Consider the following 25815-nt stretch of genomic DNA (forward strand, 5'->3'; position numbering starts at 1 on the left):
TATCTATTAAGGTATTTGCCTATGTTTTTAACTATACTATAATATTTAGTTAAGAGATAGTTTTTTAGTTAAGAGGTAAATTTTGAGGAGAATATAATGATAAACATATTAATTGTTGAAGATGACAAAAGCTTAAGAAGATTAATGGAAGTATTTTTAAAGCAAAATGGATATGAAATATATTTAGCAGCGGATGGAGAAAAAGCTATTGAAATATTTGAAGATAAGCATATTGATTTAGTAATTTGTGATATTATGATGCCAAAGATAAATGGATATGAATTAGTAAAAGATTTACGTAATTCAAATTATGAACTCCCAATTTTAATGGTTACAGCCAAAGAAACTATAGAAGATAAGAAAAAAGGATTTTTAGTTGGGGCAGACGATTATATGGTAAAACCAATTGATTTAGATGAAATGCTTCTTAGAATAAATGCACTTTTAAGAAGATCAAGAATATCCAATGAACATAAGTTAGTAATTGGTGATGTAGTTTTGGATTACGATGCGTTAACAATAAAAAAAGGATCAAAGGTAGTAGAACTAGCTAAAAAAGAGTTTTATTTATTATTTAAATTACTTAGCTATCCTAAACAAATTTTCACTAGAAATCAACTTATGGAGGCAATTTGGGGTATAGATATTGAAAGTGACGAAAGAACAGTAGATGTCCACATTAAGAGAATAAGAGAAAAGCTTAGTGATTTTAATGAGTTTAGAATTGTAACTGTGAGAGGGCTTGGTTATAAGGCGGAAAGAAATATATGAATAAGATATATAATTATTTTAGACATACTTTACAAGGAAAAATAATAGTATATTTTTTTACAACAATTCTTTTAAGTAATATAGTTACATTTTTTATCGTATCTCCAATAGTAAATAGTAAAATTTCAAAACATAGTCAATACTTAATTCCTATTATGAAAGAGTTTCATGGATTGAAGTTTATAATTTTAGTGATAAGCTTTATAGTTTGTTTAACATTGTTATGCTTTATTTCTAGAATAGTAGTTAAGCAAATACAAAAATTGACTAAGGCAACTAATGAAGTTGCAGAAGGAAATTTTGATATTAAATTAGAAACAAAAGAAAAAGATGAAATAGCTCAATTGATTTTTCATTTTAATGATATGACAAAGAAACTAAAAAATACAGCTTATATACAAAAGGATTTTATAAATAATATTTCACATGAGTTAAAGACTCCCATTGCATCTATCCAGGGATTTGCTAAGATTCTCAAGAATAATAACTTAAATGATGATGAAAGAGAAGAATACCTAAATATTATAATTGAAGAATCCAAAAGACTTGAAAACTTATCAAGTAATATATTAAAAATATCTAAACTAGAAAATCAAGATGCTTTAGAAAATCAAAGTAAGTTTGCATTAGATGAAAATATAAGAAGAGCAATACTTTTATTGCAAAGCAAGTGGATTGAAAAGAATATTAAATTTAATTTAGATTTGGCAACCACTTATTATTATGGTGATGAAGAGCTATTTTTACAGGTTTGGAGCAATATTATAGAAAATGCAATTAAGTTTTCATATGAAAATGGAGAAATCAATATTAAAATAGAAAAAAGTCTTGATTTTATAAAAGTTTATATACAAGATGAAGGGATAGGTATGAATGAAGAGACAGTAAGTCATATATTTGATAAATTTTATCAAGAAGATAACTCTAGAAATGATTTGGGGTATGGATTAGGACTTACAATAGCTAAAAGAATAGTTGAAATTTCAAAAGGAAATATTATTGTAGAAAGTGAGTTAAATAAAGGAAGTACTTTTATTATAAATTTAAGTAGAGAATGATAGGCTTTGGCAAGCAATTATTTAATTTAAAGATTTAAATGTAAGTAGTATTTCAGACTGGAATACTACTTACATTTTTTTTGAATTGCTTTCGGTAATTTTTACATTAAGTATAAATATTTAATTGTGAGATATTCCTATTTATAAGAATATTAATTTCTGTTTTTATTTAAGTATGTTTTTAATGTATCAACTATTTTTGAGATATCTTCTTTAGTAACCCAATAATGAGTTACAAATCTCATTTGACCATTTTCAACATCATTTATTTTAATATTATTTTCTAAAAAGTAATTTACTAATGCTTTAGTATCTATATTAGAATTTTTAAAACTGAAAAATACCATATTTATTTTAACATTATCTAAATTAACACTAAGTTCAGGGATTTTATTTAATTCACTAGCTAAAAGCTTAGCATTTTCATGGTCATCTTCTAATCTTTTAGACATATCATTCAGTGCAACAATTCCTGCAGCTGCAAGGAAACCAGCTTGTCTTAGACCACCACCCATAAGCTTTCTCTTTTTTCTAGCTTTAGCTATAAAATCTTTGCTTCCAGCTAAAATTGAACCAACAGGGGCACATAGTCCTTTTGATAAGCAAAACATAACTGAATCACAATATTTAGTAATTTCTTTTACATCAACTCCAAGGGCTGTAGATGCATTAAATACTCTTGCTCCATCTAGATGAACAGGTAAATTGTATTTTTTTGCTGTATTAAATACATCCTCCATATTTTCAAGAGTTAACACATTACCACTTGAATGAGCATTTTCAATACAAATTAAAGATGTAGAAGGAAAGTGTATATCATCATCTTCAAAACGAATTCTTTTTTCTATATCGTGAGAATTTATAATACCATTTGGGGAATCTATAGTTCTTAGCTGTACACCAGCAATTACAGAGCTTGCCCCAACTTCATGAGCAACTATATGATTAGAATCAGCTATAATTACCTCACTACCTCTTTTACAATGAGTAAATAAAGCAAGTTGATTACCAAAAGTACCACTTGGAACAAAAAGGGCAGCTTCCTTACCAACTATTTCTGCAGCAAGAGCTTCAAGCTTTATAACAGTAGGATCATCTCCATAAACGTCATCACCTACTTCAGCATTAATCATAGCTTCTTTCATAAAATCTGGTTGCTTAGTTACTGTATCACTTCTTAAATCTATAAAATTTTTCAATCAAAACACCTCGTTTACATAAATTTATAACAATTATTAACACTATTATAATATAATAGAAGTAGATAATAAAACTAATTTATAAATAATATAGATATTATTTATTTTAAAGCAATAAAGGAGTTGTTGTTATGGGATCAGAAAAAAGAAGCCTAGAGAACATGAGAATATTTGGAGCTTTCGGATTAGTTTTAGGATTTATAGCTAATTTAGATTACTATTTTAAATACAAAGGAATTAAAATTCCATTTTTTAATAATATAGATATAAATTCTATAAGTATAATGATGATATTTTCTATAATAGCATTAGGAATTTTTTCTATAAGTAATATTAAGTTAAATGCAGAAGAGGATATACTTATAGAAGTTAAAAAGAAAACAATTATCTTAAAGATAGTATGTATTCTTTTTGTTGTCTATTCAATGATTATAGCCATATTATCTAAAGATCCAGCTTTAGTTAGAATAGAAATATTAGCTGAAATAATTTTAATATATATAATTGAAAGAAAGATAAAATTATTACAAATTACCGATAGGCAATTAAAATGGAAGAGGGATTATGAGTATCCAGGTAGTTATAATAAGGAAAGCAATATATTTTGGAGAATGAAATCTAAGTTTTCGCCCCATATTAAAGTTAAATGGAAAGATAGAATCAATAGGGTTAGGTGGATAAAGTTATTATTAATTATATTTTTATTATCAGGATATTTCGATAAAGAGTTTTATATATTTTTAATATTATTTATTCCAGATTTTATATATTTTTTTGAAGTTTTATTTGGATTGTATACTAAAACTAGTGGAATATGTACAGGAGTTGTAGAAACTACAAAAGGATCTACTAAAATACCGGTTTATAGAATCTATATTACTGATTATGAAAATGAATATGAAATATCATTTAGCGTTAGAGATTATTGCTATATTGCTGAGAGAGATGAAGTAGTTGTAGTTCATAGTATGATAACGAAGCGAGTTATAGAGGTTCAAGGAATAAGAATGGATATTTTATAAAATAATAAATTAGGCTATCATAAATTAATTATTAATAAATTTTTTATAATTAATTTATGATAGCCTTTTCATTTAAAGTTTGAAAATAGAAGTTACTTTAGATATATGTTATTATATTATTTATGTAATAAATACTTAAATGACGGAAAAGGATAGGTGAAGAAAATGAAAACTAATTATCATACACATAATTATAGATGTAACCATGCTATTGGAACAATAGAGGATTATGTAGAGGAAGCAATAAAGGAAGGTTATGATGAAATAGGAATATCAGACCATCTACCTCATCCAGGCAAAAATATAGATAATGGAAATAGAATGTCATATGAGGACTTAGATATTTATTTTAAGGAAATAGATGATGCTAAAGAGAAATATGGAGATAAGATATCAGTAAAAAAAGCAATAGAATGTGAGTATTTTGAAGATTATCATTGGTTATATGATGAATTTAAAGAAAAATATAAAGTTGACTATTTATTATTAGGAGTACATTTTTTCCCATATAAAGGTGAATGGCTTTATGTAGGTGGAGTTAAATTAACTCCAGAAATTTTGGAATGCTATATAGACTATGTAATAAAGTCTATGGAAAGTGGATATTTTGCTTACATAGCTCATCCAGATTTATTTGCAGTATCATATAGAAATTGGGATGAACACTCAATTAAAGCATCAAGAAGAATTTTAGAAGCAGCAGAAAGATTAAATATGCCTCTTGAAATCAACATAAATGGATTTAAAAGAGGGAAAGTTAAATATAACTTAGGTGAAAGATATTTTTATCCTGTAGAAGAGTTTTGGAATTTATCAAAAGAATATAATGTTAAAAGAATACTTGGTGTAGATGCACATGAACCTGAAGATTTAAGATTTAGATTTAGGGGAGAAGAATTTGCAAAAAAATTAAACTTAGAAATTATAGATAAAATATAAAATAAATTAAAAGTAACAAATGTTACCGAAAAATATTATGATTCTATGTTACACTATCATTATAAAATTAGTAATGGATATTGGAGGAAAAAATAGATGAGCTTATATTTAGGAAAAATTCACTATTGGTTATTTAATAAAATAGTTTGGTTTGAAGGACTTGAAGAAGAAATAATTGCTTTAGCAAAAAATGAAGGATTAGATATAGAAAATTTATCAAAAGAAATAAATAATAAATATGGAGAAAAGTTACCTAATCTTCCTCTTGAGCAAATGATTGATACATCAAATATTCACGGATGGTTACAAGACAAGATTCATTCTGCAGAAGGAAGACTTGCAACATGGACTGGTAAGCTTTTAGAAAAAGAAAACACAACTTCTAAGCTAGAAGGTTTATATATGAATCAAGGTATAAAGGCTGCAAAAGAAGCAAAAGAAGAAGGAAAGCCTGTAAGTAATGCTGTTGAAATATTCAATGCAGTAAATGATTATATATTAGATGGAATGCCTTGTGATAGAGTAAATGAAGTAATTTCACAAGATGAAAATAAAGTTGTTTGGAAGAGAAGAATTTGCGTTCATAAAGATATATGGGATGCCGCAAACGGAGATGTAAATTATTTTTATACTTTAAGAAACTTATGGATAAAAGCTTTTGTTAATGAAGTTAACAAAGATTTTAAATATAGTGTATGTGAAAATGATGAATTTTCAATAGAAAGAGTATAGGGGATGAGAAAATGAATGCAATAGAATTAATGATGGAAGAGCATAAAAATATAAAAGAAATGCTAAAAGTAGTTAGAAAAGCTTGTTTTTCTGTTTTAGAAGGTGGAGAAGTTAACTATGAAGATTTCTATAAGATGATACATTTTATAAGAAATTATGCAGATTCTCATCATCATAAAAAAGAGGAGATAATGCTATTTAATAGAATGGTTGATGAAATTGGTGAAACAGCAGAAAAGGTAGTTAAATACGGAATGTTGGTAGAGCATGATCTTGGTAGATTATATGTAACCAATTTAAATGAAGCATTAGAATCTTTAAAAAATGGAAATGCTGAAGCTAAATTAGACGTAATAGCAAATGCTGTTTCTTATACAAATCTTTTAGAAAGACATATTCATAAAGAAGATAATGTAATTTATAAGTTTGCACAAAGAGAATTAAAAGAAGAAACTATGGATGTAATTAATGAAGAATGTGTAAGCTTTGAAGATGAATATAATAGTGTTAAAGATGAAAATCTAGCTATACTTAAAAATTTAAAGGAAAAATATTGCATTTAGTAGTTAAGATAAATTAAAATTAATATGGTATTAAATTAAAAAATATTAAGGATAGGTGATATTATGATAACTAAGGACATGACTATTGGAGAAGTTATAAAGGTAAAGGAAAATGCACCACAAATTTTAATGGATTTTGGTATGGGATGCGTAGGTTGTCCATCAGCTCAAGCAGAAACAATAGAAGATGCAGCAAAGGTGCATGGATTAGATTTAGAATCATTACTTGAAGCATTAAATAAATAATATATATAAATTAAAAAGACACTGAACATATTAAGTTCAGTGTCTTTTTTTACTCTAAAAGTTCAAGAGACCTTTGATTATAAGCAATTTATATGTAAAAAAAAGTTATATTATAAGACCTTTTAATAGCACCACTTTTATATTTCAACATAACATGTATTATAAATAAATATTAAATTAATTTAGAGTATCGTAGTTTTAAGGAAAGGAGAGTTTATGTCCATTAACTTCAAAAAATTCGTGCCACGCCCAGGCCTTGTTAATAAACAAGGGCGTTTACCAGATCCATCGGAGTTAGTTTGCATAGAAGTACCTAAGGTATTTGATCAATGCTTAATAAAGAGATGTCTTGTGTACGGGGAAGGTCCAGATACAAATACGACAGATAGTGAATTAAGAAGTGATCCACTAATTGAACCTAAGAGATATATTTCTAGTAGGGATTTCAGTGTAACATTAACTTCAGTAGATAAAATACCTGTTAAAGGCAACCCTAATTTCAAAAAAATAATTCTTAATTACGTTATCTCTTTCTATTCTGATTATATTGATGACAATGGTGTAAATAGAAGTGAATTTTATGAAATCCATAGAACAGATATAATTGGTAAATTCTATTGTCCTGATTCTATAGTTCAAATTTCAGCAACTACTGAAGCAGAAGAATGTGAAGGTGAGGATAGTAATATTATAAAACTTGAAATGGTAGCAGAGGCACTAGATGGTCAAATAGTTGAAGATGAAGAAGGAAACGAAGTTCTAGATATAACTTTAGGTTACTATATAGTTGTAAAGTGTGAACTTATTGTACAATTATTAATTCCTGCTTATGATTATTGTCCAGTTCCTAGAGAAGCATGTGAAGAAGAACCTGAAGAAGATCCATGTGAAAGATTTGATAGAGCTCCAGTTCCTAAGTTCTATCCAGACCAAAATTTAGATCCATTATTCCCAGAAACTGATGAGCCAGAGAGATAAAGTAGTTAAAAAATTTCAGTTACTACAAAAGAAGTTTAAAAAAACAATGTTCACAAATATTATCAATAGAATAATTATTAATAGTAATATTATATTAATTAAGTATAATTTTTGTGATAAAAAATAATATAAGACTAAAAACTAACTGATACTAAATTAATAAAAGAAGATTTTATAAAAGATAGATATGAAAGGGAGGATTCAATTTATGAATTCAATGTCTAGAAGATATCAAGAACAATATAGAAGAGATTGTGAAAAAGATTATAGAAGAGATTGTGAAAAAGATTATAGAAAAGATCATGAAAAAGAAGAAGAAAAGTGCCCAACTATTATAAAATGTGGATGTCCTTCTTCTACTCCATTGCCAGTTCTTGCAGCAGTAGGACCTGCTACAGTAACACTTACATCACTTACTGTAGACACTTCTTGCATTTGTGATCCTATTATTAAGTTAGATTTTTCAAGTGTATTTACTACAATAGCTGCTATTACTATAGGCGGATTAAGTGTCCAAGTATTTAAGCAATGCAGAAATCAAATAACTCCAGTTCCAGTAGGACCAGTATATCCTGTACTTGGAGGATTAGCAGCTGTGGTACTTCCAGGAGCTATTTTCACTTCATTTTCTATTTGTGATAGTGACTCTTGTGATAATGATTGTTGCACTTATACAGCAGTTGCAACAATTGTTGGACCTCTTGCAGCTACAGTTGGAGCATCATTTACTAATTCAAATTTAATTGCAACTATAACTTGTAAATCAAATGCTTGTTCTAGAAAATGTCATAAAAAGTGTGATGAAAAATATTACTACTAATCTTATAAAAAGATAAATTAAGTAATATAGTTTTATATGAAGAATATAAGCTAAACGTATAAATTAATATAAGTCCCGGATTTGGATTTACCATACCGGGATTTATTTATATTAAATTTATTATGGGTAATATAAGGCTAATTAAATTGTTTTATTGATAGGTATTAATGGAAAGGATGTATAGAATTTATGGATTCAATATCAAAAGAGTCTCATGATGTATTTGCGAAAAATTATGGGGCTGATAATTATAGAGGGGAAGAAACTTGTCCAACTATTATAAAATGTAGTTGTCCTAGTTCTAGCACTCTTCCTATAGGCGCTTTGGTGGGAACTAGTTTTACACTTGCATCGCTTACTTTAGATACTTCTTGTTTATGTGATCCAATAGTTAAGTTGGAATTTGCAAGCAATATTGTTACTCCTATTGCTGCTATAGGAGCATTTTCTGTAAGAGTATTTAAGCAATGTAGGGGTCAGATGACCCCTGTGCCAATTGGACCTGAATGGATATTTTCGTTAGGTGGAATAGAAATAGGAGTAGCAGGAGCTAGTACTTTCTCATTTTTTATTTGTGATAATAATTTATGTAGTAATGACTGTTGTATTTATACAGTAGTTGCAACTGTTACTACAGTTATAGCTCTGGGAACTATAAATATCAATAATGCTACGCTTGGAGCTATAGCAACATGTAATTCGATAAACTGTAAAAAATGCTGTCGTAGAAATTGTCATTGTGATTGAGATTATTAATATAAGGCAATAGAAAGGAAGTACTAAATTCATGAGTTTGGTATCGAAAGGATCTGATGATCGATTTGAAATGAATCATGAGATAGATAGTTGTAAAGATAAAGAAACGTGTCCAACTATTATAAAATGTAGTTGTCTAAGTTCTATTACTCTCCCAATAGGAGCTTTAGTAGGAGATACTTTTACACTTGCAGCTCTTACTCTAGACACTTCTTGTTTATGCAATCCAATCATTAAGTTGGAATTTGCAAGTAATGTTGTTATTCCTGTTTCAGCTGCAGGAGCATTTTCTTTAAGGATATTTAAACAATGTAGAAATCAATTAGCTCCTATTCCTGTTGGGCCAGAATGGACATTTATATCAGCATTAATAGCAACAGATGCAAGAGTAGGTTCTAGTACTTTATCATTTTTTATTTGTGATGATAACTCATGCAGTGATGAATGCTGTGTTTATACGGTAGTTGCAACAGTTACTAGGGCTGTAATTCTTGGAAACATTAATATTAATAATTCTACACTTGGAGCAATAGCAACATGTCATTCAAATAAATGTAGGAAAAATTGTACTAAGTAATGAAGATATTATTATAAAATATGATTTAATATGTTTTGATTAGAGGATATAAGATAATTATATAAAGTTAAATAAGCTCCGGATATGGCTTTTCCATATCGGGCTTTATTTATATTTAAACCCTATGGGTTGATTATTGTAGTATTAATTATAAATTGTTTATATCAGTGTAATCTTATATTTATATTAGCAAGCACGAAATTTTCTTTATTTTAATATAATGAATAGTAAGTGACTTTATAATATATAAAGTATATCAACCTATATTATTAAAGAATGAAGAAGATAAATATAATTAAAAATCAAAATGTGTAAAAATATAGCACATTTATAAGGAGGGTAAAATGATTTATTTAGATAATGCAGCTACATCATTTCCAAAGCCATCTAAAGTTTATGAAGAAGTATTAAATTGCATGAAAAATTATTGTGCAAATCCAGGTCGAGGCTCTCATGATATGGCAATTAAATCAGCTTTAAAAATTACTGAAACAAGAAGACTAATTTGTGAAATATTCAATATAAAAGATCCATTTAATTTGATTTTTACAAGTAATGCAACAGAAGCTTTAAATACAGCTATTAAGGGAATCCTAAAAAATGGAGATCATGTTATTAGTACAGTTATAGAACATAATTCTGTTTTAAGACCCCTTAATTCAATGGAAAAGCAAGGTGTAGAAATAACTTTAGTGGGAGTAGATAAAGCTGGCTATGTAAACCCTTTAGATATTAAAAATGAAATAAAAAAGAATACTAAATTAATAATAATTAATCATATTTCTAATGTATTAGGTAGTATTCAAGATATTACTGCTATAGGTAAGATATCAAGAGAAAAAGAAGTTATATTTATGGTAGATGCATCTCAAAGTGCTGGAATTATACCAATTGATGTAGAAGATTCATGTATAGATTTATTGGCTTTTCCTGGGCATAAGGGATTGCTTGGGCCACAAGGAACAGGAGGATTATTTATAAGGGATGGAGTAAAGTTAAGTAATTTTAAGGAAGGGGGAACAGGGAGTAATTCACATTTTATGATTCAGCCAGATTTTATGCCTGATAAGTTCGAAAGTGGAACTTTAAATACTCCAGGTATCGCAGGATTATGTGAAGGATTGAAATTCATACAAAGAGTTGGTATAGATAATATAAAAAAATCAGAAGATGAGTTGATGGAATATTTTCTAAAGGAAATAAAAAAGCTTTCTTATATTAAAATATATGGAAGTGATTCTTTAAATGAAAGAAGTGCTGTAATTTCTTTTAATATAGATGGAATTGATGCATCTGTTGTGGGTGAAGAATTGAATGAGTATGGAATTGCTGTTAGAACAGGATATCATTGCACTCCATTAATACATGATATTATTGGAACTGAATATGCAGGTACAGTTAGGGTAAGTCCGGGATGTTTTAATATTCTTCAAGATATAGATGAATTATTAGAAGCTATTAGAAAAATATATAAGTCACATTAATAAAAAACTAATACATATATGATTATATATGTAATAAACATTAGGATGTGAAAGTTATGGAATCTTGCAATAACTCAATGTATATTAATCAAGTAGACAATCCTAGCGATGATGAAAGATATAATATGCTTGAATATATACTAAAGAATCAAAAAAGAGTAAATGATATAGATAATATAGTCGAATTAATGAGCCCACCTACAGATATAACTAATATATGCCCAAGTGGTTATGCAAAAGGCATAAAAGTAGCAATAATTGGCGCAGGAGAAGCAGGTTTATCAGCTGCATTTGAATTAAGGAAGATAGGATGTGATATTACATTATTTGAAGCGAGCCAGAGAATAGGAGGGAAAGTTTACACTTATTATTTTGATAGAAAAAATAGAAAATATGGTGAGCTTGGAGAATTTAGCATACCAATATCACATTATACAACATGGCATTATATTAATCTTTTCAATCTTGAGACTAAACCTTTCGTAAATAATAATAATAATTCCTTATTTTATATTAGAGGAGAAAAGGCATTAAATGATCAAAAGGGAAAACAAGTATCAAAAAATATATATCCAAAGTTTGAGTTATCAAATAGTGATAAAAAGAAGTTAAAAGAACAAGTAGATAAAGAATTTTATAAAGAGTATTTAGAATCTCTTACCCCTGAAGAGAGAAGAGAATTACTAGAAATTAAAGATAAATATTCAGAAAAAATAGTGAAAATAGATAAATTAAGTTATAGAAAAGCATATGAAAATGCTGGATTTAGTGAAGAAGCAATATCAATGCTAGGATATCTTGATGGAAGTAAACAATTTTTTCAACTTGGTCTTATGGAAATGTTACAAAGATATTATACAGCAGATTCAGAATTTAATTATTATATTAAAGATGGAATGATAAATTTACCTCTTTCCTTATATGAAGCTCTGTTCGATGAAAATGAGAAAATATACAAGAATATTGATAAAGATAAATTAGGAAAAGTAAAAGTGAAAATGAGAACACCAGTTGAAGGAATATATGGTTTAGAAATAGAAGATAGAATTGTTCTTAAGTATGTAGAAAGAGAAATGAATAGGGAAGTTTTAGAAAGTTTTGATTATGTAATATGCACAGCACCTTTTCAAAGTTTAAGACGTATGGATATAGAGCCGAGTTTTAGTTCTAAAAAAATACGTGCAATAAATGAAATGAATTATGAAACATCAGAAAAAATATATTTTTATCTCAAGGAAAGGTTTTGGGAGATGGGAGGTAAATCAAAAGGAATAGTAGGAGGAAGAACATTTACTGATATTCCACTAGTTTCTATTTATTATCCATCAGATCATTCAGAATCTGTAAGTGATAAGATTGGCAGCTATATACTAAAACCAGGTACAAGTCCTAAGGAACCTGGGGTATTACTTGTAAGCTATAGTTGGGGTAAAGAATCAATGTTGCTTGGAAGTGAAAACACAGAACTACAAATTAGTGACGCTATAAGATATATAGAAAAAATTCATAATCTACCATTACATTATATTGATGATAATTTAATTGACTATAAGTCATTGATATGGTCTGATGTTCAATATATATGGGGATCAGGGGCATTATCAAAACCTGAAGATAAAATATTATATTCTTATGGAGCAAAAATGCCAGAAATGAATAATAGAGTATTTTTTGCAGGAGAGCATATATCTCAAAAACATGGAACTCAACAAGGTTCTCTTCAAAGTGGTATGATTGCAGCTAATGAAGTTGCTGAAAAAATATTGTTAAATGATAAAATATAGTTTTTTTAATTAATTTTGATATTTATCATAAAAATAATGACCTACATCTTTGAGTGAAGGTCATTATTTTTATAATAAATAATTTACTTTATTTCTATTTATTAAGTACTTTTATTAAAGTATATAAATATTGTAAAAGGTGATGATAGATAAAACTAAATAGATATATAAAGATATTTAAACTGTCATCACCATTTATAACTACTAAATTTAGTAGACATACTAAACACTTTTAGTTATATTGAAGAGAACAATTTTTATTCATCAACATCATCATCGTCATCATCATAGCAGTCAGGGAATAGTGGTTCTAAATTTTGATCTGGATAGAACTTAGGAATAGGAGCTTTATCGAATATTTCGCATGGATCTTCATCTGGTTCATCCTCACAAATAACTTTAGGAACAGGACAATAATCATATGCAGGAATTAGTAGTTGTACAAGAAGTTCACATTTTACTACAATATAGTAACCTAAAGTGATATCTAAAACTTCATCCCCGTTTTTATCTTTAAGTATTTCGCCGTGTAGTGCTTCTGCAACCATTTCAAGTCTTATAATGTTAGAGTCTTCTTCTAGGTCAGTACTAGCTGAAATTTGAGCGATTGAATCAGGACAATAGAACTTTCCAATTACATCAGTTCTATTAATCTCATAAAATTCACTCTTAGTTTTACCATCACAATCAAGATAATCAGCATAGAAAGAAATCATGTATTTAAGCACTACTTTTTTAAATCCACGTTTACCTTTAAGTGGTATCTTTTCTACTGAAAGAAGTGTTACATTGAAGTCTCTACTAGAAATATATCTCTTAGGAGCAACTAGGGGATCACTTCTTAATTCACAATCAGTTGTATTTGTGTCTGGACCTCCACAATATACAAGACATTTTTTAATTAAACATTGATCAAACACCTTAGGTACTTCAATACAAACTAACTCCGCAGGATCAGGTAAACGTCCTTGCTTATTTACTAGACCTGGACGTGGTACGAATTTTTTGAAGTTAATGGACATATAATATCCTCCTTTTAAAATAATAAAAAACAAAAATTTATTTACTCACATTACATGATATGTAAGAAGATAAAAGAGGTGATATTAAAAAATATATATAAAATAAATTTTTTACTCCATAAAATTGCATAATAATTGCTTATTTTAAATATAATCTTATAGATAGTATAAGTAAGAGAGAAAATAAACGAATTAATTGGCTACATTTTATAACTATAATTATTAAACCTTATTATATACGAAGATAATAGAATAAATAGATTTGTATTAGAATTCTATAAAGGGGAGAGTGAATATGAGGGATATATATCCATGGATATATTTAGATTGTAAAGAGAACTTGTGGAAGTTTTCTTTAAACAATAATAAAGAGTTAAGCTATGGGATTATGTATAAAGAAGGAAAATGGACTAAGGAAATTTTAATTGATACAAAGGTTCTTGGATTTGCTATTTATATTGATGAAAATGAAGGAATACATTTGGTTTATAGCAATACTAAAGGCGAACTAAGATATTGTACAATGAAGAATAAACAATGGGTAGGAAAAACTATATATCAATTAGATAATAAAGATTTTGAAATAGAAAACTTGAAAGTTGAAATTATAGGATCTAATATGCATATCTTCTATTTATTGGTAGGCAATGATGGAAGTGATCATGGAGTATTAATGCATTGCGTATGGAGTGGACAAGAAACAACTATTAATAGATTAGCAGATATTATCTTAATTTCTAATCTAAAGGAATACTATTCTATAAATACAAACTATAAGGGCGATATTTATGTATTCTTCCTTTCAGATGAAGGAGATGAAATATCTTTAAATTATTGTACTTTTGAAAATAATAGATGGATACAATTAAAAAGGCTCTATGGAATTCAGGGAGAAGATATAGGATTTGAAGTTGTTATTGATAAGCATGATATTCATATATTAAATAAATCCAGAGAAGGTTTAATATATTCTTTAGATCATGTTTACATAGACTCTATTGGGAATGTGAAGGACTTTAAAATATATGAAATTAAAAGTAATTTATTAGAACCTTTATTATTTATTGAAAGTAATAAATTATGTTCTTGTTGGTTAGAAAATGATAAGATTTTTTATTCGATTTTCAATAAAGATAAATGGGAAGATCCTGTTTACTTTGATAGAGGGAATAATGATACATTGGGAAAATATAATGCTTTTATTTGTACTGATAATGATAGGTATATTAAAGAAAAAAAGGTTTATGGAACTGATAATTTAGATATGAAGATATATGATCCAAGTGAATTTTTAATTACTATGAAAGATTCATTAAGACACGATAGAAGTAAATATGAAGGAAATTCTTATTCTGAAAATGAACTAGTTGAAAGCTTAAAGTCGGAACTATCTAAAGAAAAAGTAGAAAATAATAACCTAGTGAATAGAATAGCGCATCTAAATTTGAGGTTGCAAAAAAATCAAAAGTTTATGGAGGAATATGAACAACAAATAGCTAGAACAATAGAGCAAAAAAGGAAGGCAGAAGAAAATTGTAATGTATTTTTGGAGCTACAAAAAAAGATTCAAAAGGATCTTGAAAATGCAAATAGTCAGTTATTAGAGATGAGGGAATCAAAAGAAAAACTTGAGGATAGTATGAAAGATCATGAAGATGAAATTATATCACTAAAAAATCAATTAGAATTAGCAAATGATAAGATTTATAAATTATCATTTGAGCTTAAGGAAATAAATAAAAAAAATCAAGAAGAAAAAGACGCTAGGTTAATAGTAGAAGATAATTTAAAGGGAATTCTAAAAGAAAATGCTTCAATCATGATAGAAATAACTTTAGTGAAGGAAGAAAATAAAAAAATAATCTCTGAATTAGTAGATAAAAATAAACAATTAATAGAAGAAAAGGAGTATAAGCTGCAAATAGAAAATAAATTAAAATACTTGGAAGAAGAAAATATGTTAATAAAAGAAGAAACTAGGGTAATAACTGAAGAAAATAATAGATTAAAAGTAGAATTAGATCTAGAGAGAAACCAATCGGTTATGGATAGGCTACTAAGAAGAAGAGCTAGTAGTAATCAAAATAATTTTTAAATATATGGCGCAAATTAGCGCTGAGTAACCTAGAGTATTTTAGAGCATACAATATAAGGAAAAATCGATGAAAATCTAGGAAGTTAAAGGAGAAAATTATGAGATTGGAAGACTATGATTATGTAATGGCATTTACATCTCATTATAGAGCTGTATATATGTATGATAGATTAACTCAAAAGAAAATAGAAGTAAAATTAGTTACGGCACCAAATAAGGTTAATATTAGCTGTACACAAGCATTAAAGTTTAAAGAAAAAGATAAAGAGGAAATAGAAAAAGAATTAGCAAAGAATAATATATATCCAACTGCAGTATTTAAGGTAATAAAAGAAGGAAAAAAAGAAACTTATGAGTTAATTGAATAAGGAGAAAATAACTTTATTTAGCTAGAGAATTAAGTATTATTAAGCAATTAAAAGGGGGGAAGTGGAATCCTTGGTTAATGTAAGTAAAAAGATCATCTATTATGTATCTAACTTAGGTGCTGATAAAGTATCTATAATTGATGGAAATAGTTATAGTGTTATAAAAGAAGTTGAAGTTGGTTCTAGGCCTCAAGATATTGTTGTAGATGAAAAAAATAATGTTTATATTGCAACAGATAGAAATAGTAAAGTTACACTTATTGACCATTTATATAATACTAATAAAACTTGGAGTATGCCTAATAATGGAAGTATAAAATTGGATTCCATTTCTCAAAAAATTTATGTTTGTAATACAGAAGAAATATGTATTTATAATATAAGTAGTGGAGAAATACTTGGAAGAATAACAGGATTTATTGCTGCAGATAGCATGGAACTTGATAAGAGTAGAAAAAAATTATTTGTACTTGATATTTTTCAAAATGAAATAAAAGTTTATGATACTACAGATTTTAAATTAATTAAAGAATACAAGGAAGTTGGAAATACTCCAAGCTATATTTTTATGGGAGAAAACGAACGATATTTATATATTTCAAATAAAGGATTAAATAGAGGTTCTTATAGTGGAAATATCTCTATATTAGATCTTGAAACTGGAAAAATTTCATATATAAATTTCCAAGAAGGATCAAGTATTATTGATTTAGATGGAAATGAAAATTTTTTATATGCAGCAAATAATGGATTACATAGAATTGAAGTTATAGATATAATAAATAAAAAATGTATAGCGAGTATTAGTACAACTTTGCCAGAATTACAGAGGATTAGGCTATCTCCTGATGAAAAACTACTTTTAGTAACTAGTAAAAATAGTGAAGGAAAAGGAGTACTTGATAGAATAGATATTTCTAAAAATGTTATTTTAGATACTTTCATTTTTAATGAAAAGAATATAGTTCCATATGATATAGGTATTGTTATAGAAAATAAAAAGATAGAAGAAAAAAATTGTATTTCTATGAATTCAAATAATAAGTTGCAATATGAAAAGGGAAGCACTATATTAGCAAGAAAAGTTATATCAACTTACAAAGAAAAGATAAATTTTACCCAAGTATGTATGGAAATATCATTGAAAGATGATGAAAGTCTAAGGATAGAAGATATTATTTTTGAAAATTGTAATGTTATAGAAGAAAGCAAAAGTAGAAAAATTTTAGAGAGTAAAGAGAAGTATTTAATACTAGAGTATGACTTTTATATTCCATACTATATAAAATGTAAAAATCAAAATGAAGAAAAATATATAATTGAAGGAAAGCTTAAAGGAAAACAAAAAGCCAGATTATATGTTTCAGATTATAAGGAAGGTAACGGAGTAGAATATGTAGTAAAATCATTAACTAAGCTAATAAGTTCTCCAATAAAAAAAGATAACCTTATTACGTTTGATGTTAGTTCTATAATTTCCACATATGCAATTATAGAGGATCTAGTAGTCATACCATTTTGTAATCGGTGTATGGAATTTAAGGGAGATATTAGTTATGAATGAAAAAAAATGTGATTGCTTTTTAGTAAGAAATAAAATGAACAGTTTACTAAGATTTTCATATAGCAATAGTCTTGGAATATATTATCAGACATTTAGAAATGGGAAATGGCAAGAAAAAGATATTATTTATAAAGAAAGTTTTGAAACTTTTTATGTTATAGAAGATTTTAATGGTAATGTAAATGTACTATGTCAGGATGTTTGTGGAGATGTTGTTTTATGTACATTAGATGATAGTAGGTGGAAGTATAAAACTCTACTTCATATGAAATATAATGAAATAATGCCCATAGAATTAAAAGCTTTTTTTATAGGGAAAAAGATACATCTTTTATATAATTTAATAAATGAAAATGATGAAACTCAAATGATAATACATCAACATTATAAGAGATTAAATGATCTAGCACCATCAGAGGTTCTTATTACCTTAGACTGTTACTCAAATCTATCTTATTATATTTCTCAAAGTTACAATTATTGTGTAGTTTTAATAAATACTATGTCATATGGTATATATAAACTGAGCTCAAGAGTATTTAATATATCTAAAGATCTTTGGGAAAAAGAAATGATTATATATATATCTAGATTACCTTATAAAGATTTTTCTTTTTGCATATTAGAAAATAGATGTCATTACCTTATTGTTACTGAAGAGAATAATCTTAATGTATTAATTTATCAATATAAAGATATATTAAGTGACAAACAAAAAGAGTTACAAAAAAATTTAATATTATTTGAAAATGAAAAAGTTGATTCATGTACAATACTAACTTTAGATAAAGTATTATGGGCATTATGGATAAGTGACAAAAAGTTATATGGATGTTTTTCTAAAAACAATGGACAAGACTTTAGTAATCCAGCAGTATACAAAATTTTTGAGGATATAATGCCTACGAAAGCTTATTATAAAGAATTTATGGAAGAAAATAGATATATAGATAATGAAATATATATTATTAATTATAATAATGAAGTGAATTTATTTTTAGATGAACTTTTGATTGCTAAAGTGGATTTAGATATAGATAGCAACAAGCTAGATGTAGGCTTTGAAGATATACTTTATGGAAATATAGAAATAAGTTACAAAGATATAGATAGTAAAAGCAGAGATTTAATTAGTTTAGATAAAGAAGTAAAAGATAATTATGAACATATTGAAGTTTCTAGTACAGAAAAATTACAAAATGAAATTAAATGTCAAAATGAAAAAATAATAAAGTTAGATAATAAAATAAAAATATTAAATAATACCATAGGTAAACAAAAGAATGAATTAGCAAGTCTAAGATATACCCTTAATAAAGAAAAGGAAAAAGCTTATAGAATTAATAAAGATAATAATATTTTAAAAGAAAAAAATGAGTTTTTAGAAAAGAAATTATTATTAAAAGATAAAGAAAAACTATCACTTGAAAAGAGATTAATAGAAAAGAATAAGGAAAATGAAAATCTAAAACAAGAAATAAATGAAAAAAACTCTAACAATAAAGATAAAACTAGGGAAGAAAAATTCTCAATAAAAAAATGGATTTTTGATAATAAAGGATAAAATATAGTAACAATATTTAAATTTAAAGAATAAAGTATGAAATTGAGAAAACTAATATATAAAAAATAAAAAGGAGGGAATTGAGTGGAATATAATATTTTAATTGGTGGAAGTGCTGGGCAAGGGCTTGATACATTAAGCGATTTTTTAGAAAAATCAATAAAGAAGTTTGGATTTTATGTTTTTTCAAATAAGGATTATATGTCAAGGGTTAGAGGCGGACACAACTTTATACAAATAAGATTTGGAGAAAATAAAATATTTTCACATAAGAATGAGGTAGATTTAATACTTGCTTTAGATGAAAATACAATTTTATATCATAAATATAAATTAAAAAATGATGGGATTATAATATCAGATAAGAGTATAAAAATTGAAGATGAAAAAGTTATAAAGTTGCCACTGATAGAAACTGCTAAGGGATTAAGCTTATCAAAGGCATTTACATCAGTAGCAGCAGGCGTCATATTAAAGTATTTTTCAATAGGTTTAGAAAATATTGATAAATACTTTAGCAATAAGTTATCAGAAGATATAAGAAATAAAAATATAGAAGCAGTTAGATTAGGATATGATTTAATTGACTCAAAGTATAAAATGCAAGGAAATGATTTAAGTAATTATATATTAATAAATGGTAATAATGCTATTGCATTAGGGGCTATTGCAGGAGGATTAGATTTTTACTCTGCATATCCAATGACACCAGCAACTAGTATAATGACTTATTTATCTAAAAAACAACTAGAAACAGGAATAGTTGTTGATCAAGCAGAAGATGAAATAGCAGCTATAAATTTTGCAATTGGGGCTTCATATGCAGGAGCAAGAGCTATGACTGGAAGTTCTGGTGGTGGAGTTTCATTAATGGTAGAGGCTTTTGGCCTTTCAGGTATAACAGAAACACCAATAGTTATAATAGATTCACAAAGACCAGGGCCAGCAACTGGGCTTCCAACAAGAACAGAGCAAAGTGATTTAAGCTTTTTATTAACAGCATCTCAAGGTGAATTTCCAAGAATATTAATAAGTGTTAGAAATGCTGAAGATGCATTTTATAAAACTGTTAAAGCATTAAATTTAGCTGATAAATATCAAACTGTTGTAATATTATTAACAGACCAATATTTAGCTGATGCAAATATAACAATTCCTAAATATGATTTAAATAATATTGAAATAGAAAGATATATTTCAAATGGAGAATACCTAAAAGAAGGTGAGGAATATAAGAGATATAAGGTAACTCAAAGTGGAATATCTCCTAGAATGATTCCAGGTAATTCTAAACATCAAGTAGTTTTAGTAGATAGTGATGAGCATACCGAAGAAGCACATATAACAGAATCAGCAGAAGTTAGAAATTTGCAAATGGAAAAAAGAATGAAAAAGCTAGAACTTATTAAAAAAGATATTGAAGAACCAGAATTTATGGGTAAGGAAGATTTAGAAATTTTATTATTAGGTTTTGGATCAACTTATGGAGCATTAAAAGATGCAGTTGATGAATTAAATAGCCAAGGTAAAAGGGTTGGGGCTTTGAGTTTTGGAGACATATATCCATTACCACAAGAAAGATTAAAAAAATATTCAAAACAAGCTAAAGAAATTATAAATGTTGAGCAAAACTTTACAGGACAATTAGGTAAGTTAGTAACTCAAGAAACTGGAATATTAATGAGCAATAGTATCTTGAGATATGATGGAAGACAAATATATGGAAGTGATATAGTAATGAAACTAAGAGAGGAGGAGCTTTAATGTTAGATTTAAATTTGTATAAGAGTAATGACGAGATTGCTTGGTGTCCAGGTTGTGGAAATTTTGGTATATTAGCAGCATTAAAAGAAACTTTGGCAGAACTTGAATTAAAACCAGAAGATATAGTTATAGTATCAGGAATTGGACAAGCCGCTAAAACTCCTCACTATTTAAAAGTAAATGGATTTAATGGACTTCATGGTAGAGCTTTACCACCAGCACAAGCTATAAAAATGGTTAATAAGAATCTTAAAGTTATTATAAATAGTGGTGATGGAGATTCATATGGTGAAGGAGGTAATCATTTTATTCATAATATAAGAAGAAATGTAGATATGGTCCACCTTGTTCACGATAATCAAATTTATGGATTAACAAAAGGACAAGGTTCTCCTACAACTGCAAAAGGTCAGGTTACTTCTATGCAATTTGAAGGTGTATATTTAGAGCCAATAAATCCTTTAGCTGTAGCTATCAGTGCTGGAGCAACCTTTGTAGCTAGAAGCTTTTCAGGTGATAAAGAGCATTTGAAATCGATGATAAAAGCAGCAATGAATCATAATGGATATGCATTAGTAGATATAATGCAGCCATGTGTTGTATTTAATAAAGTAAATACATTTAAATGGTATAAGGATAGAATATATAAGTTAGATGATAACTATGATAAAAGTAATAAAATAGAAGCGCTTAAAAAGGCTGAGGAATTTGGTGACGAAGGAATTCCAATAGGTATAATATACAAAGATGATACTAAAGAAAGTTACCATGAAGTGCATCCAGTATTAAAGAGTGGAGTAAATTTAATAGATAGAAAATGGGCTGTTAAAGATACTGAAAAGTTTATAGATGAGTTTTTATATAATTAAAAGATATGAGTAGTAAATTAATTTTTTAAAATAGTAAGTAAATTTAAGTTTTACTTACTATTTTTTTATGTAAATTATTTTAAGGTTTGCAAAAATTCTGTAACTTCTTTGGAGTTACCTCTAAAAATAATTTTATCTTTCATTTTTTCTAAAGAGTATTTATAAAGAGGATCATAGTATTCTTTAAGGAATACTTCTATCCAACCTTTATGTGAATCAATATTATTAGTAGATAATTGATTTTTATAGGCTAAATTAAGTTCGTTTAGAACTTCTTTAAATCTATCTCCACCAAGCCTTTTCTTTAATCTATCCATGCTTGAGTATATGTAATTGAACCATTCGCTTAATCCCAACTCATTACCGAATTTGTTGATATATTCTATTTGAGAGTCTATAACATATTCTTTTAATGTATTTTCTACACGTTCTTCTAGTGATGCCTCCAAAAACACTACACTTCCGCTATGAAAGTAGTTAAAAAAGTCCTGAGGAATAAAATTCTTTCCGATGTTTTTTCCTTCGTCCTCAAAAATTATGTGCTTAAATTCATGTTCTGTGCATTTAATTAAAGAATATGCTAAATTATTTTCAAAGTTAATTTGTGTAGGTTGAGGATCTGCATGGGAACCAAAAGAGGATCCCCTATGATTAGCTATTCCTTCTAAGTCTATTGAATTTTCTATTGTTTTTAAAACTATAGTCTTTCCAGAACCTGTGAAGCCTGTTAAAACAATAGGTTTATATTTTTGATTTTCTTTAGATAACGAATCTATAAGATAATTACGAAATGCCTTATACCCACCATCTAATCTATAAATTTCTCTGCCTAAAGCATCTGTAATCCATTCTTGAGCAATCCTTGAGCGTGAGCCACCCCTAAAGCAATATAACATAGTAGATGGATTAGATTTTATAAATTCAATCCAAGAATTTAATCTATCTTCTTTGATTTTACCTGATACTAATTTATATCCAAGTTTTGTAGCTTCTTCATTTCCATTTTCTTTATAACAAATTCCTATAATATGTCTTTCTTCATTATTTAAAATTGGTGAATTAAAAGAGTTTAAAAATGCTCCTTTTTCATATTCAATAGGTGCTCGTACATCTATAAGTGGTATGTCTTCTAATACTATTTTTTTAAAATCATTTATTAATGGATATTTCATATTAATCATAATTCTTCCTTTTATTTTTGATATTTATTAATTATTACTATTTTTGGTAGGCTTTATTCAATATTATAAAATTTTATGTATATAATTTGCAATAAAGATTTTGAATTTAATAAATTTTGTTTAAAGTGAGAAAAATAAATAGTATGATTACAGTATATATTGAGTTATGTGACATAGTCACATAAAAATTGTTTTATATACTGTAGAATAGTCACATAATCAAAATAGTAAAATTTATTAATAGGAGTGAATGTAGAATGTTTGGTTTATTTAATAAAAATTCAGGAAAAGTTATAAATGTAAATGATATTGATAATTTAATTGGTAAAATAGATTTAATTGATATAAGAGAACCATACGAATATAGAACTGGAAGTATAAAAAGTGCAAAAAATATTCCAATGGGGGATCTTCTAAACGATCCAGAGAAATATTTAAATAAGGAGAAGGAATATCATATAGTATGCCAATCAGGAGGAAGAAGTTCAACTGCATGTAATAAGCTAAGAAGCCTTGGATTTGATGTAGTTAATGTTGCTGGTGGAGTTGGATCATATGTTGGGAGCAAAAGAAAATAGCAAATGCTATTTTCTAATGGATAATGAATAATTAAGGAAATAATTCAGCTATGCCGAATTATAAAAAGTATTAATTATAAAAACTAAAATCGATGAATTTTTACAAAAGTTATCCATTATTAATTGTTAAGTATCAATTTGGCTGCGTAGCAGCCACTAGGAGGATTTTGTATGAAGAAGATATTAATAGTTGGTGGGGTAGCTGGAGGAGCTTCAGCTGCAGCAAGATTAAGAAGATTAAGTGAAGAAGATGAAATAATAATGTTTGAAAAAGGTCCTCATGTATCCTTTTCTAATTGTTCATTACCTTATCACTTAAGTGGAATTATTGATGAAGCAGATAAGCTTGTATTAATGAGTCCAGAAAAGTTTAAAGCTCAATATAATATAGAAGCTAGAGTAAATAGTGAAGTAATATCAATAGATAGAAAAAATAAAGAACTTGAAATAAAAAATGCACAGACAGGAGAAATTTATAGAGAAAATTATGATAAATTAATTTTATCACCAGGAGCAAAACCGATAGTACCTAATATTCCAGGAATTGAAAATGTAAATATTTTTACTATTAGAAATGTTGTAGATATAGATAGATTAAATAAATTTGTTAAAGAACTTAACACAAAGGAAGTAGCTGTAATTGGCGGTGGATATATAGGAGTGGAAGCTGCTGAAAACTTAAGAGAAGCAGGATATGAAGTTTCTTTAATAGAAGCTATGGATCAAATATTAAAGCCATTTGATTACGATATGGTTCAAATATTACATAAAGAAATTTATGATAATGGTATAAATTTAATTGTTGGAGATAAGGTTTCAAGCTTTGAAGAAGGTAAAGTAGTATTAGCTTCAGGTAAGAAGATTAATGCAAAGGCAGTAGTTATGGCAATTGGTGTTTCTCCAGAAGTATCATTAGCTAAAGAGGCAGGTTTAGAACTTGGTGAAACTGGAGCTATTAAGACTGATAGAAATTATAAAACTAATGATGATGATATTTATGCTGTAGGAGATGCAATTGAAGTATATAATGCATTAACACATTCTATGACAAAATTATCACTTGCAGGTCCAGCTCTAAAAGAAGCTAGATCAGTTGCAGATCATATAAATGGTAAAAGAGGAATAAATAACGGTTATATTGGATCATCTGCTATAAAGGTATTCGATTATAATGCTGCTGCAACAGGATTAAATGAGTCCTTAATTAAAGTTTTAAATCTGAATATAAAATATGATATTGTAAGACTTATAACTAATGATAAAGTTGGAATAATGCCTGATGCATCACCAGTTCATTTTAAACTTATATTTGAAGTTCCAACAGGTAAGGTGTTAGGAGCACAAGCAATAGGTAGAGGTGATGTTGCCAAAAGGGTTGATATAATAGCTACTATTATAAAACTTGGAGGAACTGTCGAAGACTTAAAAGACTTGGAACTATGTTATGCGCCACCATATAGTACAGCAAAGGATGTAGTTAACTATGCTGGATATGTAGCATCAAACTTATTAAATGGAGATTTTAAACAAGTTAATGTTGATAAGATAAGAGATTTAGTTGAAAGTGGAGCTTATATAATAGATGCTAGAGAAATTAGAGAATATGAAAATGGACATATAAAAGGAGCTAAGAATATTCCTCTTAGTCAGCTTAGAGAAAGAATAAATGAAATACCAAAGGATATACCAGTTTACATACATTGTAGGACTGGTCAAAGAAGTTATAATGCAGTATTAGCATTGCAAAATTTAGGATATAGAAATGTCCATAATATAACTGGAAGTTTTCTAGGTGTATCATTTTATGAATATTTTAATGATAAAACAACAGAAAGAGAAAGTATAGTTACACAATATAATTTTAAATAATTCAAAAGACTT

The 25815-nt window shown here is 27.3% G+C and carries 24 protein-coding genes; 21 read left to right on the forward strand and 3 right to left on the reverse strand.

Annotation, left to right across the window (positions count from 1 at the left end; all coding sequences use genetic code 11):
- Positions 1-96 precede the first annotated feature (96 nt).
- Both NSA50_RS07390 and NSA50_RS07395 read left to right on the forward strand, forming a co-directional pair.
- The gene (locus tag NSA50_RS07390) at positions 97-771 is read left to right on the forward strand and encodes a response regulator transcription factor (RefSeq protein ID WP_195430482.1); all 675 of its coding nucleotides are present in this window, start codon (positions 97-99) and stop codon (positions 769-771) included.
- Entirely contained in the window at positions 768-1829 is a 1062-nt protein-coding gene (locus NSA50_RS07395) for a HAMP domain-containing sensor histidine kinase (protein ID WP_195263530.1), read from the forward strand. The genes NSA50_RS07390 and NSA50_RS07395 overlap by 4 nt, the downstream gene beginning before the upstream one ends.
- 152 nt (positions 1830-1981) lie before the next feature.
- Here NSA50_RS07395 and ltaE read toward each other — a convergent pair whose 3' ends face one another.
- Positions 1982-3028, reverse strand: coding sequence for a low-specificity L-threonine aldolase (gene ltaE, locus NSA50_RS07400; RefSeq protein WP_257444146.1), 1047 nt, complete (start codon positions 3026-3028; stop codon positions 1982-1984).
- A 131-nt stretch (positions 3029-3159) separates the two neighbouring features.
- Between ltaE and NSA50_RS07405 the strand changes: the two genes are divergently transcribed.
- The 11 genes from NSA50_RS07405 to NSA50_RS07455 all read left to right on the forward strand — a co-directional run bounded on the left by NSA50_RS07405 (position 3160) and on the right by NSA50_RS07455 (position 12929).
- Complete coding sequence (locus NSA50_RS07405; protein WP_257444147.1) at positions 3160-4050, forward strand: hypothetical protein; 891 nt, start codon at positions 3160-3162, stop codon at positions 4048-4050.
- Positions 4051-4215: 165 nt separating this feature from the next.
- Complete coding sequence (locus NSA50_RS07410) at positions 4216-4989, forward strand: histidinol-phosphatase (RefSeq protein ID WP_195263533.1); 774 nt, start codon at positions 4216-4218, stop codon at positions 4987-4989.
- A gap of 96 nt (positions 4990-5085) precedes the next feature.
- A complete protein-coding gene (locus NSA50_RS07415) occupies positions 5086-5721 on the forward strand; it encodes a hypothetical protein (RefSeq protein WP_195263534.1) in 636 nt (211 codons plus the stop codon).
- 11 nt (positions 5722-5732) lie between these two features.
- A complete protein-coding gene (locus tag NSA50_RS07420; protein WP_195263535.1) occupies positions 5733-6284 on the forward strand; it encodes a hemerythrin domain-containing protein in 552 nt (183 codons plus the stop codon).
- 63 nt (positions 6285-6347) lie between these two features.
- Positions 6348-6530 (forward strand): DUF1858 domain-containing protein, encoded by a 183-nt coding sequence (locus NSA50_RS07425; RefSeq protein ID WP_195263536.1) that lies wholly within the window; start codon positions 6348-6350, stop codon positions 6528-6530.
- A gap of 216 nt (positions 6531-6746) precedes the next feature.
- Positions 6747-7508 (forward strand): hypothetical protein, encoded by a 762-nt coding sequence (locus NSA50_RS07430; RefSeq protein ID WP_195263537.1) that lies wholly within the window; start codon positions 6747-6749, stop codon positions 7506-7508.
- A 208-nt stretch (positions 7509-7716) separates the two neighbouring features.
- Positions 7717-8328, forward strand: coding sequence for a DUF4489 domain-containing protein (locus tag NSA50_RS07435; protein ID WP_257444148.1), 612 nt, complete (start codon positions 7717-7719; stop codon positions 8326-8328).
- A 189-nt stretch (positions 8329-8517) separates the two neighbouring features.
- Entirely contained in the window at positions 8518-9075 is a 558-nt protein-coding gene (locus NSA50_RS07440; RefSeq protein WP_257444149.1) for a DUF4489 domain-containing protein, read from the forward strand.
- Between the two features lie 40 nt (positions 9076-9115).
- Entirely contained in the window at positions 9116-9661 is a 546-nt protein-coding gene (locus NSA50_RS07445; protein WP_257444150.1) for a DUF4489 domain-containing protein, read from the forward strand.
- A 344-nt stretch (positions 9662-10005) separates the two neighbouring features.
- Positions 10006-11145 carry an aminotransferase class V-fold PLP-dependent enzyme gene (locus tag NSA50_RS07450; protein WP_257444151.1) on the forward strand — a complete coding sequence of 380 codons (1140 nt, stop codon included), beginning with the start codon at positions 10006-10008 and terminating at the stop codon, positions 11143-11145.
- 56 nt (positions 11146-11201) lie between these two features.
- The gene (locus NSA50_RS07455; protein WP_257444152.1) at positions 11202-12929 is read left to right on the forward strand and encodes a flavin monoamine oxidase family protein; all 1728 of its coding nucleotides are present in this window, start codon (positions 11202-11204) and stop codon (positions 12927-12929) included.
- A gap of 257 nt (positions 12930-13186) precedes the next feature.
- On the opposite strand, the gene NSA50_RS07460 is transcribed toward NSA50_RS07455, so the two are convergent.
- Positions 13187-13951 (reverse strand): hypothetical protein, encoded by a 765-nt coding sequence (locus NSA50_RS07460; RefSeq protein ID WP_195263542.1) that lies wholly within the window; start codon positions 13949-13951, stop codon positions 13187-13189.
- A 295-nt stretch (positions 13952-14246) separates the two neighbouring features.
- On the opposite strand from NSA50_RS07460, the gene NSA50_RS07465 reads away from it, so the two are divergent.
- The 6 genes from NSA50_RS07465 (at position 14247) to NSA50_RS07490 (ending at position 22175) form a co-directional block, all read left to right on the forward strand.
- The gene (locus NSA50_RS07465) at positions 14247-16046 is read left to right on the forward strand and encodes a hypothetical protein (protein ID WP_257444153.1); all 1800 of its coding nucleotides are present in this window, start codon (positions 14247-14249) and stop codon (positions 16044-16046) included.
- A 98-nt stretch (positions 16047-16144) separates the two neighbouring features.
- Positions 16145-16414, forward strand: coding sequence for a DUF3343 domain-containing protein (locus tag NSA50_RS07470; RefSeq protein ID WP_195263544.1), 270 nt, complete (start codon positions 16145-16147; stop codon positions 16412-16414).
- Positions 16415-16475: 61 nt separating this feature from the next.
- Complete coding sequence (locus NSA50_RS07475) at positions 16476-17978, forward strand: YncE family protein (protein ID WP_308463894.1); 1503 nt, start codon at positions 16476-16478, stop codon at positions 17976-17978.
- A complete protein-coding gene (locus NSA50_RS07480; RefSeq protein WP_257444155.1) occupies positions 17971-19542 on the forward strand; it encodes a hypothetical protein in 1572 nt (523 codons plus the stop codon). Before NSA50_RS07475 ends, NSA50_RS07480 begins: the two co-directional genes overlap by 8 nt.
- Before the next feature lie 84 nt (positions 19543-19626).
- Complete coding sequence (locus NSA50_RS07485; protein WP_257444156.1) at positions 19627-21306, forward strand: 2-oxoacid:acceptor oxidoreductase subunit alpha; 1680 nt, start codon at positions 19627-19629, stop codon at positions 21304-21306.
- The gene (locus tag NSA50_RS07490) at positions 21306-22175 is read left to right on the forward strand and encodes a 2-oxoacid:ferredoxin oxidoreductase subunit beta (RefSeq protein ID WP_195430463.1); all 870 of its coding nucleotides are present in this window, start codon (positions 21306-21308) and stop codon (positions 22173-22175) included. The genes NSA50_RS07485 and NSA50_RS07490 overlap by 1 nt, the downstream gene beginning before the upstream one ends.
- Positions 22176-22249: 74 nt before the next feature.
- Here NSA50_RS07490 and mnmH read toward each other — a convergent pair whose 3' ends face one another.
- Positions 22250-23356, reverse strand: coding sequence for a tRNA 2-selenouridine(34) synthase MnmH (mnmH, locus tag NSA50_RS07495; RefSeq protein WP_195430462.1), 1107 nt, complete (start codon positions 23354-23356; stop codon positions 22250-22252).
- Positions 23357-23613: 257 nt separating this feature from the next.
- Between mnmH and NSA50_RS07500 the strand changes: the two genes are divergently transcribed.
- A complete protein-coding gene (locus NSA50_RS07500) occupies positions 23614-23934 on the forward strand; it encodes a rhodanese-like domain-containing protein (protein ID WP_195263550.1) in 321 nt (106 codons plus the stop codon).
- Between the two features lie 171 nt (positions 23935-24105).
- The gene (locus NSA50_RS07505) at positions 24106-25803 is read left to right on the forward strand and encodes an FAD-dependent oxidoreductase (protein WP_195430460.1); all 1698 of its coding nucleotides are present in this window, start codon (positions 24106-24108) and stop codon (positions 25801-25803) included.
- The last annotated feature ends 12 nt before the right edge of the window (positions 25804-25815 follow it).

This window comes from Clostridium mucosae, assembly GCF_024622765.1.
GTDB lineage: Bacteria > Bacillota > Clostridia > Clostridiales > Clostridiaceae > Clostridium.